At 53.2% G+C, this 11128-nt stretch carries 8 protein-coding genes; 3 read left to right on the top strand and 5 right to left on the bottom strand.

The features are described from left to right. Window positions 1-53: 53 nt before the first annotated feature. Window positions 54-2309, bottom strand: a complete 2256-nt coding sequence (gene lptD / locus OEZ10_04285) for an LPS assembly protein LptD (protein ID MDH5632194.1) — start codon at window positions 2307-2309, stop codon at window positions 54-56. Window positions 2310-2377: 68 nt separating this feature from the next. Here lptD and OEZ10_04290 point away from each other — a divergent pair, with 68 nt between their 5' ends. Beyond that, window positions 2378-3367 carry a phosphotransferase gene (locus OEZ10_04290; protein MDH5632195.1) on the top strand — a complete coding sequence of 330 codons (990 nt, stop codon included), beginning with the start codon at window positions 2378-2380 and terminating at the stop codon, window positions 3365-3367. After that, window positions 3364-4029, top strand: coding sequence for a nucleotidyltransferase family protein (locus OEZ10_04295; GenBank protein ID MDH5632196.1), 666 nt, complete (start codon window positions 3364-3366; stop codon window positions 4027-4029). The genes OEZ10_04290 and OEZ10_04295 overlap by 4 nt, the downstream gene beginning before the upstream one ends. 248 nt (window positions 4030-4277) lie before the next feature. Here OEZ10_04295 and OEZ10_04300 read toward each other — a convergent pair whose 3' ends face one another. The 4 genes from OEZ10_04300 to OEZ10_04315 all read right to left on the bottom strand — a co-directional run bounded on the left by OEZ10_04300 (window position 4278) and on the right by OEZ10_04315 (window position 9517). Next, on the bottom strand, window positions 4278-4517 hold the full coding sequence (locus OEZ10_04300) for a hypothetical protein (protein MDH5632197.1): 240 nt from the start codon (window positions 4515-4517) through the stop codon (window positions 4278-4280). An 821-nt stretch (window positions 4518-5338) separates the two neighbouring features. Beyond that, the gene (locus tag OEZ10_04305) at window positions 5339-6028 is read right to left on the bottom strand and encodes an NrdJb (GenBank protein MDH5632198.1); all 690 of its coding nucleotides are present in this window, start codon (window positions 6026-6028) and stop codon (window positions 5339-5341) included. 76 nt (window positions 6029-6104) lie between these two features. Then, a complete protein-coding gene (locus OEZ10_04310; protein ID MDH5632199.1) occupies window positions 6105-8231 on the bottom strand; it encodes an adenosylcobalamin-dependent ribonucleoside-diphosphate reductase in 2127 nt (708 codons plus the stop codon). A gap of 353 nt (window positions 8232-8584) precedes the next feature. Beyond that, complete coding sequence (locus OEZ10_04315; protein ID MDH5632200.1) at window positions 8585-9517, bottom strand: carbohydrate kinase family protein; 933 nt, start codon at window positions 9515-9517, stop codon at window positions 8585-8587. Window positions 9518-9834: 317 nt separating this feature from the next. Between OEZ10_04315 and OEZ10_04320 the strand changes: the two genes are divergently transcribed. Next, window positions 9835-11127, top strand: coding sequence for an FAD-dependent oxidoreductase (locus OEZ10_04320; GenBank protein MDH5632201.1), 1293 nt, complete (start codon window positions 9835-9837; stop codon window positions 11125-11127). The last annotated feature ends 1 nt before the right edge of the window (window position 11128 follow it).

The raw sequence follows: 11128 nt of genomic DNA on the forward strand, positions 1-11128 counted from the left end.
TGCGGTCGAAGCATATCATGATCGGTGCGGTGTGCTCAGTTTTTCGCAATGGCTCAGTCGATGATTTCGCCGGATTGTTGTGCTGACTCGGGGTTTTCAAATCGATGAAAAGTCGCCAGTTTGAACGGGCTGCGCGGCTGGTCACCAAGTTTTGCCAGCCCGGAAAATTCTATCTGCGCCATGGTGCTGTCGATCTGTTCGCCGGCGTCACCCAGGCGCCGACTGCCATAGACCCGTAACGCCCAGCAGCAACTGCGGTATTCCAGCCCGGCATAGGATTCGAGGTTGGTCTGTGCCTCGAGATCATAGTTCCAGCGCCCGGAAACACTGAAGCCGAAGCCAACAGGGGTGGCGAACGAAATATCCGCCTGTCTCTGACCTTCGTGGATTACCCGGTAACCGGCATTGAATATGACATTGGCCGCTGGCTGGTATTGTAAAAAGTTGTAGTTTTGTCGAACCGCGTCCAGGTAGGGATCCCAGTTTACCCGGCTGTGTGCATACCAGTTTCCGGGCAGGCGGGCACGTAATTCGGTAATGGTGTCGGTGGTCGGGTGCGCGTCAATACCCGGAAAGATGTTTACCCGGCGGGCTTCACGATAACGACCGGCGCCTATGGCGAGGCCGATCAGTTCTTCGCCGGACGCGTTGGCGACAAGTCGCGACTGCAAGCCGACGCTGATGCGATTGATGTCGCCCAGGCGATCACCACCGGAAAATCGTTCTACGCTGAAAAGCTGCGCATAAGTGGCTTCCTGCTCACGGGTATCAAATACCGGCAGTTGGTCCTGCTCCTGGTAGGGACGCCATGCGTAGAACAGTCTCGGTTCGAGGGCGATGGTGTGGCTGGAACCGATGCGCTCCAGCGCCAGGCCGGTATCAATGCTGGCAAACCCGGTACTGATCTGAAGCCGTTCTTCGAAACCGCCGGTACGGGCGCTATCCGGTGTACTACCCAGGTCGTACGACAGGTGGTCACCGCCGACGACGGGTACAAAGTGACCCCAGGGAGCACGAAACGGCAAGCTCAGTTTTGGCTGCAATAGCAGTCGTTGACCCTGGATATCTTCCGGGTGACTGAAGTTTACCCATTCAGTATTGATATTGGCATTGAGTCTTGCCGTGATCTCAGGGTAGTGGCTGTCCAGCTGTAATCGTGGCAAAAATGCATAGGGCTGGCTGCTGCTGCGGGTTTCATCAATAGTCTGGTAGTCCAGCATTGTCAGTCGGCTTTGCCAACGGTTGCCGCCATAACCGAGCGTAGCCTGTTGCGGAAGATGCACCTGGCTGCTTTCAGCCAGCGTCTCGCCGAAATCCCGCAGGTAGTCGGCATCGGAGACCCAACTGCCACGCAGTCCGGCACTGATGCCTGAGGACCAGCGTTGACTGTGGCGGAAGTTGGCACGACCACGGTTGTCGCCGGTTTCCTTGTCATTCCACAAGGCTTCGGCATCAAGTTGGCCCGCGTAGCCCTTGCCCATGTAGCGAAACTCGTTCTGTAATTGCCAGCCACGCTGGCGCATGTAGACCGGCGTAATGGTGTCATCCATTTGTGGTGCAAGATTGATGTAATAGGGAACCGAGATGCGCGCACCGGTGTTGTCGCTGGTGCCATAGTTTGGCGCCAGGAAACCGCTCTTGCGTCGATCTGACAGCGGGAAATCCACATAGGGCCAGTAAAATACCGGTATGTTCTGAACATGCAGAACCGCATGGTGTGCCACGCCAATATCATTGGTGCGATCAAGCTCAAGCTCGCTGATGGACAGGTACCAGGCCTTGCTGTCCTGTGGACAGGTGGTATAGCTCAGGTCATCGAGGCTCAGGCTGCCGCTGGCCTCAAATGAAATCCTGTTGGCGGATCCTCTGCCCTTGTCAGCCAGCAGGTAATCCACCTGGCCGGTTTCGCCTTTTTTGGTTCCGGGCTGATAGTACAGAACAGGTGTCGTGAACTGGTCGCCGTTGCCGCGACAGAACAGCGCCTCGTTTGCCGTTACCGTGTCCTGCTGCCGGTCGTAGTGAATGATATCGGCCTGTATGCTTTCATTGGCATTGTTCAGGGTAACTTGCCCCTGAAACTGAACATGGTTTTTGTCCGACATTTCCACCCGGTCTGACCGAATGGAAACCGAGCCATCTGCTGTAACGCTGCCCGGTGACACCGGGCAGGTGCGGGGGTTTGCCCCGGATGCGTCAACCGGGGTTTCCGTGCACTGGGCTGCATGCAGGTTGCTGATTAGGCCGCAGCAGCCAAGAACCAGGTAAAGACCAAGAGGACGGAAACTGGGTTGCATGGTTAGGGTGATCACAGGTTTTCAAGTCGCGGCTAAAATTGCATAGAATGGCGGGGTCTTCAAGCAATGAATCGGGTGAATTTTTGGATAAACGATATGAGCAGTTAAAAGGGTGGCTGGCAGCGACACTGGACGCGGCAGAATATGAAATCCAGCCGGCTTCTGCCGATGCCAGCTTTCGGCGCTATTTTCGTGTTTTCACCGGTGGCCAGAGTTTTATTGTCATGGACGCGCCGCCTGAAAAGGAAAATGTCGGGCCGTTTATTGAAATTGCCGGACACTTGCTTGCGCTCGGTCTGCATGTACCGGAAATCTTTTACCAGGACCTTGAACAGGGATTCCTGCTGCTCAGTGACCTGGGTAGTCGCCCCTATCTCGATGAGCTTGGGGATTCGACAGTGGAAAGGCTTTATGGCGATGCGCTGGGCGCGCTTGTTGTGTTGCAGGCCGGCATATATACAGATGATGATTTTCTCCCGGAGTATTCGGCAGAACTGCTTATGAGCGAAATGGAGCTGTTTCGTGACTGGTATCTCGGTGAGCATCATGGCCTGGCATTGTCGGCATCCCGGGCGGATGTATTGCGGGAAGCCTTCGAGTTGTTGCGTGACCAGGCGTTGGCGCAAACCCGGGTATGGGTTCACCGTGACTACCATTCCCGGAACCTGATGATATGCGAGAGCCATAACCCGGGGATTATCGATTTCCAGGATGCTGTTATCGGCCCGGTCACCTATGACCTTGTATCACTGTTGAGGGATTGTTATATCGCCTGGCCCAGGGAGCGGGTGGAAGACTGGGTAAAGGGATATCATCAGCTGGCCATGGATTCCGGTATACCGGTATGCGAGGACGACGAAGAATTCCTGCGCTGGTTTGACTGGATGGGGGTTCAGCGTCACCTGAAGGCGATTGGTATTTTTGCCCGCCTCAATCACCGCGATGGCAAGCCGGGATACCTGAAAGACATACCTCGTACATTGGCGTATGTGCTGGATGTCTGTCAGCGTTATCCAGAGCTTGAGTCATTTTACCAATTGCTTGATGAGCTCGACTTGCCGGAGGCTGCGTGAAAGCAATGATCCTGGCGGCGGGGCGCGGAGAGCGAATGCGCCCGTTGACCGATCATACGCCGAAGCCGTTGCTGGAAGTGGGCAAGTATTCACTTATTGAGCACCTGGTTCGGTCACTGGTTGAAAGCGGGTTTGTGCGTTTAATTGTCAATCACGCCCATCTCGGCAACCAGATTGAAGCCAGGCTGGGTACCGGTGCGCAATTTGGGGCGACTATTGAATACTCAGCTGAAGGCGAGACCGGCCTGGAGACAGGCGGTGGTATATACAAGGCATTACCATTGCTCGGAGATGCCCCGTTCCTGGTGGTGAATGGCGATATCTGGACAGATTACCCGTTTTCCCGAATGCACAATATGGTGCCAGCCGGTATGGCGCACCTCGTGATGGTGGATAATCCCCCGCAGCATCCTGCCGGAGACTTTGTGCTCCACGACAATTCAGCAATCAGCAATGATTTGGATGGTCGATTGACCTATTCGGGTATTGGCGTGTATCGCCCGGAAATGTTTGCGGGCTGCCAGCCGGGAAAGTTTCCATTGGCGCCCATACTGCGCAAGCTGGCCGATGAATCAAGGCTGACAGGTGAATATTTTCCAGGCAATTGGTCCGATGTTGGAACACCGGAGCGCCTACAGGTGCTTCGTGACCAGTGTGGCTGAGAAGTTGTTGAACGCGCTGCCAGTCAGCGCGCGTGCCTGTTTGCGGAGTGATGAGGCATGCCGGCGTAGATCGAACCAGGGGTCGGACAAATAAAAAACCGGTGAACCCGGGTAACAGGGCGATAACCGCCGATGTAGCCGAATTCACCGGTTTGTCGACCGGCCTGCCCACGTTAACCCCGCCTTCAGCGGCGACAGGAGTCGTCTCCGAAGGCAGGATTTGTGCTGTCAGCCGACCTGATGCCGATTTAACGCTTTTTGCGAGCGCGCTTCTTGGAAGCCTTTTTCTTGGACTTTTTCTTTGAAGCTTTTTTCTTGCCTTTTTTCTTCGAAGCCTTCTTCTTTGAAGCTTTTTTCTTCGAAGCTTTTTTCTTCGAAGCTTTCTTCTTCGAAGCTTTCTTCTTTGAAGCCTTCTTCTTGGTTACACGCTTCTTAGCGGTTTTCCGCTTGGCGGCGCGCTTCTTGGTCGCCTTTTTCTTAGTTGCCATGACAGCACTCCTTCTGGGTTGTGGTTAGAGAATGAAACATCAAAAACGCATACTTGAAAGAAACAAGCATGCGAAAAAAAACTGGATTGACTGAAAAGAACTGGTTTGAGACGGACGGAAGGGTGGTTTCGGTGAGAGATGTCGGTTTGCCGTACAACAGGAAAGACAGCCCCCTTGGCTGCCTTTAACGACTTCCCTTGAGAGCTTCCGGTTTGCCCGTATAACGGGCTTGCTGTTGGTCGGCCTGCCGCTAATTTGCAGAGTGAGAATGCTATTAGCGCCGACACGTTGTCGCAATCGATCCAAAATGGCCGCCTTGCTCCGTTGCTGAACAACTTTTTGGGTAATACGTTGATCCCGTGCAGCTGGACCCGGTAACTGCAATGAGGCTGTGCGCTTTTTCCGGGTACAGAGTTGCAGAATTGTGCATATCGTATGAGCAAATTCTGCAGCTGACCCGTTACACCAAGCCTTGTTGCCTTCCAGGCTGCGCCCTGATCTGGTCCCGGACATATACCGGGATGAGTTCAGGGCATCCGGCTTGCAATTACTGCTTGCTGATTTGCCGGATACCACTTCGTTGTTTCAGTTGCACCTGGTTGGTCGATGGTTCGTTCCGATCAGGTGTATCAGGTGCCTCTGAATTGATCAACGTTACCTGAGTTCTTTCTGTTTTACACTGTACTTTCATCATCTAGCACAGTGACAAACCGTGTCAAGGCGTAACTCTAATTATTGAAAACAAAAAATGCAAATTTTTTTGTTGCAGATTTTATAAATTTTGTTGTTCCTGGTTTGAAGTTTCATGTTTCAAACCAGGATCAACCGCATTTTGAGTCTCCACAATTCAAACAAGTCATGCAGCCATCCATTTTCATTACTGCCTTGGTCATGCATTTGTTGCAAAGTTGTGCCTCGGGAGGAAAATCATTGCTGCTTTCCTCTGGTTGAGGTTGTTTTTTGGTCTTTGCTTCAATTTCGGCGCGCTTTTGTTCAATGAATTTCTTCTGATGGGCGTCTTCTTCGGTCACGATCAGGCCAATATGCTTCATGTGGCACTCGATGACATCGCCAAGTTCTGCTACCAGGGACGGAATATAGCGCCCTTTTTTGAAATATCCGCCTCGCGGATCGAAAACGCTGCGCAGCTCCTCTACCAGGAACGTAACGTCACCGCCTTTGCGAAAAACAGCTGAAATAATCCGGGTCAGCGCAACAATCCACTGAAAATGCTCCATGCTTTTCGAATTGATGAAGATTTCAAATGGACGCCGTTTCTCGTGCTCGGTGCCTTCGTTGAGGATGATATCGTTGACGGTGACGTACAGCGCATGCTCGGTGAGCGGTGTTTTGATCTTGTAGGTGTTGCCAACCAGTTCGTCCGGGCGCTCGAGCTTTTCGTGCATGTGCACAATATTGGTTTCGGTGACCTCCGCGATCTGCTGGCTCTTGTCGTTCTTGCCTCCGGCGACCTCGTAACCGGTAATCTTGCTTTCAATCTTGATAGCCATCGCTGGCTCCTCCTCGTATTCGGGTTGGCCCGGCACGTGGTCGTACCGGGCCGTGTTGTTTCTGTTGCTGCGGTGCTCAGAATTTACCGTAATAGCCTTCTTTCAGGGCATCGTACAGGTTGGCAGCGGTATGGGTTTCACCGTCGTATTCAACCTCATCGTTGCCTTTTACTTCCAGGGTTTCGCCGTTGCTCAACTGGAAGCGGTAGATGGTGTTTTCCAGATCCTGCTCTTTCACAAGTACGCCCTGGAACGCTTCCGGGTTGAAGCGGAAGGTGGTGCAGCCTTTGAGGCCTTTTTCATAGGCGTACAGGTAAATATCCTTGAAGTCTTCGAACGGGAAATCTGTCGGCACATTGGCGGTCTTGGAAATGGATGAGTCCACCCATTTTTGCGCTGCTGCCTGCACATCAACGTGTTGTTTGGGCGTGACATCGTCTGCCGAGATAAAATAATCCGGCAGCTTGCTGACCTCATCCTGGCTGAACGGCATGGCATCGGTATTAATCAGCTGGCGATAGGCCAGTAGCTCGAATGAATACACTTCCACCTTTTCCTTGGTCTTTCTGCCTTCGCGAATGACATTGCGGCTGTAATGGTGCGCGAAAGACGGTTCGATACCGTTGCTGGCATTGTTGGCCAGGGACAGGGAGATGGTGCCAGTCGGTGCTATTGAGGTGTGATGAGTGAAGCGCACACCTTTTTCCGCGATCGCGTCGGTGAGCTTGCTGTCAAACTGCTGCATGTAGCGACTGTACTTGGCCATCAGCAGCCGACCGGGAATCTGGTCGCCGGCCTTGTAGCCGTCGCTTTTCATTTCCGGGCGCCTGGCCAGCATCTCTTCGGTGACAACAAACAGGTCATTCATGATCGGTGCCGGACCTTTTTCTTCGGCCAGCTCAACACCGGTCTGCCAGCCAACTTCCGCCATGGTGCGGGCGACGTCTTCGGTGAAGCCGAGTGACTGGTCGTTGCCGTACTTCATGCGCAGCATGGTCATGGTTGAGCCAAGACCGAGGAAGCCCATGCCGTGACGACGTTTGTATTCGATTTCATGGCGCTGATTTTCGAGCGGGAGGCCGTTGATTTCGACAACATTGTCGAGCATGCGCGTGAAAATAGCGACGACTTCCCTGAAGCGATCCCAGTCAAACCGGGCCTTGTCAGTAAACGGATTGAGTACAAACTTGGTCAGGTTGATGGAGCCAAGCAGGCATGAACCGTGAGGCGGTAATGGCTGCTCACCACAAGGATTGGTGGCGCGAACGTTTTCGCAATACCAGTTGTTGTTCATCTCGTTGATCTTGTCGATCAGGATGAAGCCCGGTTCGGCGTAGTCGTAGGTCGAAGCCATGATCAGGTTCCACAGCCGTGAAGCGGGGATGACCTTGTAAACCTTACACGCGACTTCACCGATATCATTGGTAGTGTAGCCGCTGGTTTGTGGCCAGTAGCGCCAGACAATTTCGGTGTTTTCATCTTCCAGTTCATGATTGCTGGCCGGAAAAGCCAGTTTCCAGTCCTCGTCATTCTTCACCGCTTCCATGAATTCTTCGGTGATCAGGCAGGAAAGATTGAACTGGCGCAGGCGACCATCTTCTCGCTTGGCGCGAATGAAATCCGGCACATCCGGATGTGAAATATCAAAGGTGCCCATTTGTGCGCCACGACGGCCGCCAGCAGACGAGACCGTGAAACACATGGCATCAAAAATATCCATAAAGGACAGGGGGCCGGAGGTATGTGCTCCGGCCCCGCTGACAAACGCCCCTTTGGGACGGAGGGTAGAGAACTCGTAACCAATACCGCAGCCCGCCTTCAACGTCAGGCCGGCTTCATGAACTGAGCTGAGAATGCCATTCATGGAATCCGGAATGGTGCCGGATACCGTGCAATTGATGGTGCTGGTGGCCGGTTTGTGGGCCTGGGCGCCGGCGTTGGACATGATGCGTCCAGCCGGGATTGCTCCGTTCTGAAGTGCCCAGACAAACTTTTTGTGCCATTCCTTTTGTTTGGCCGGGGTGGATTCCACTTCGGACAGGGCCTGGGCGACACGCTCATAAGTGCCGGCGATGTCCTCGTCCACCGCTTCGCCAGTTTTGGTTTTCAGGCGGTATTTTTTGTCCCAAATGTCTTCCGAAGCGGGTTGTAAATCGATATCAATACGCTCGGTGACGTCCTGAGCGACTTCTGCTGCCTTCATATTATTTTCTGCCTCCTGTGCATTGGCCGCTGTAGGGTTTCGGCCATTCTCGTACACCGCTTTTTTGTTTTGAATTCAGAACTGCTTGATAGAATTTTGTAGTTTTTATTCTTGCCACTAGATGTTGTGGTCCGACGCAAAGTACACCCACTATGTTGTGTTTGTCAAGCAGATCGATGCAGGGATAAAAATCCTTGATAGAAACAAAAAAGCCGCCTGAATCAGGCAGCTCGAAGTGTTTCTTAAAGAAAAGTATTGCTTGTATCGGTCCAGCCGATTCGCGCAATAATTTATAGCGTATATATAATAGGTATAGCCAAAAAAAGGGTCAGGACTTTCCTTATCCCGGCTATTTAAATATCCCGACCAAAGCTCTCCCGGAACCGGGCCTCGAAATCGGTTCGGCTGAAGCGATGATTCTGGGTGCCGTGCTGTTCGATTTTGATGGCACCCATCAGCGCCGCGATACGTCCGGTGGTGTCCCAATCCAGCTTGTTCATCAGGCCGTAAAGCAGGCCGGCACGGTAGGCATCACCACAGCCGGTGGGGTCATTGACCGCGCTGGTCGCTGCCGTCGGAATATCAATGCGTTGATCGCCGGCGTAGATACGGGAGCCTTCACCGCCGAGGGTTACCACCAAGGCTTCTACCTGTTCAGCCAGTTCTTCCAGCGACTTGCCGGTGCGCTCCTGAAGCAATTGAGCCTCGTAATCGTTGACCGTGACCCAGGTGGCCTGGTCGACGAATTCCATCAAATCGTTGCCATCGAACATGGGCATACCTTGGCCCGGATCGAAAATAAAAGGGATATTGGCCTCGGCAAACTGGCGTGCATGGTCAATCATGCCTTGGCGGCCATCGGGTGAAACAATACCAATCGTGATGCCGGCGGCATCGGACACCGTATTTTGGTGGGACTCACCCATGGCGCCTGGGTGAAACGCTGTAATCTGGTTATCATCCATATCGGTGGTAATAAATGCCTGGCCGGTGTAGGTATCCGACAGTTCCCGGATATGAGTGCGAGGAATGCCGCATTCGTTCATCCAGGCCGCGTAGGGAGCAAAATCGTTGCCAACCGTGGCCATGGGCAGGGGATCGCCACCCAGCAGTTTCAAGTTGTAGGCGATGTTGCCAGCACAGCCGCCGAACTCGCGGCGCATGTCAGGTACCAGGAAGGATACGTTCAGGATATGAACTTTTTCGGGGATAATGTGATTTTTGAACTGGTCGTTGAACACCATAATGGTGTCGTAGGCATAAGAGCCGCAAATCAGTGCTGACATGATAATTCCTGTTTGCTTGGGTTGGTTATTGTGTGTTGCGATTGTGGCAGAAAATGGCCTTCGGATGAATGGCTGGGGTCGCCAGCAGGGTTTCCCGGGCGAGAGCCAGGCTTCCCCTGGACTGGAATTCGCGAATTTCCGTAACTTCGCCGGGTAGATATAAACATTCTATTAGCGCATACGAAAAATAAATCTGTTTTTGCATCATCAATAGTGGCCTAAAATCTCGCGGGGCGGTATGGTTGCGGACTCTCTGTATTGAGTAAATACTCGACCGAAAATCCAGATTTTTCACTATCCGTTTTGGAGGGGCATCAATGACGGATGTAGTTGCTACAAATGAGACCATATTAGTGGTCGGGGGTGGTATCAGCGGAATGACCGCGGCCATCGAAGCTGCCGAATGTGGCAAAAAGGTTGTGCTGGTAGAGAAAAAACCGGCACTGGGTGGACGGGTAAGCCAGCTGTACAAATACTTCCCGAAACTGTGTTTCCCGACCTGTGGTCTCGAAATCAACAACCGCCGCACCAAAATGAACAAGAACATCACGGTGTTGACCATGGCGGAAGTCACGGCCATTAGCGGTGGGGCCGGCAATTACACTGCCAGCATCAAAATTTCGCCCCGGTTCGTCAATGAAAACTGCACAGCCTGCGGCGCCTGCGCCGAAGCCGTGGACGCCGAAGTGGATAACGCGTTCAACTATAATATGAACAAGACCAAGGCAGCCTACTTGCCGTTCGCCATGGCCCACCCGCAGCGCTATGTTATCGATCCCAGCATCATTGGTACCGCCGACGCCGACAAGGCCAGGGCCGCGTGCAAGTACGACGCCGTGGACCTGGATATGAAGGAAGAGGCGCTTGACCTGAATGTTGGTGCCGTTATCTGGGCTACCGGCTGGGCACCCTATGATGCCGCCAAGATCCAGCCGTACGGCTACGATCGTTACGCCAATGTCATTACCAGTGTCGAGTTTGAGCGCCTGATGGATCCCAATGGCCCAACCGGTGGCAAGCTGCTGCGTCCGTCTGATGGCAAGGAAGCGAAGAATATCGCCTTTATCCAATGCGCCGGTTCCCGTGACCGCAATCACCTGACCCATTGCTCCCGCATTTGTTGCATGGCTTCACTGAAGCAATCCACTTATATCGGCGAGCAGTACGGTGACGATGAAAATGCCAAGGCTGTTATCTACTATATTGATATTCGAGCCATTGATCGTTTCGAGGACTTCTACAAGATGGTCCGTGAAGACAAGCACGTCAGCTTCGTTAAATCCAAGGTTGCCAACATTATGGAAAACCGTGAAAACGGCAACCCGGTACTGCATGGCGTAGACACCGAGGGCTATCACCGTTATGCCAACGAGCATGACCTGGTGGTGTTGGCCGTCGGTATGACCCCGAACGCCGATATCAAGGCAGTCGCGCCTGATGTGAAGACCGATGTCAGTGGATTCATCCAGGTCGCCGAAGACAATGGTGGAATTTTTGGTGCGGGTTGCGCCAGTAACGCATTGGATGTTAACCGTGCCGTACAAAACGCCACGGCCGCTGCATTGCGTGCCATCCAGGTAGTGAACGGCGTAGCCGGGACGGAGGCATAAT

Source organism: Gammaproteobacteria bacterium, assembly GCA_029880545.1.
Classification (GTDB): domain Bacteria; phylum Pseudomonadota; class Gammaproteobacteria; order Acidiferrobacterales; family SZUA-150; genus JAOUOD01.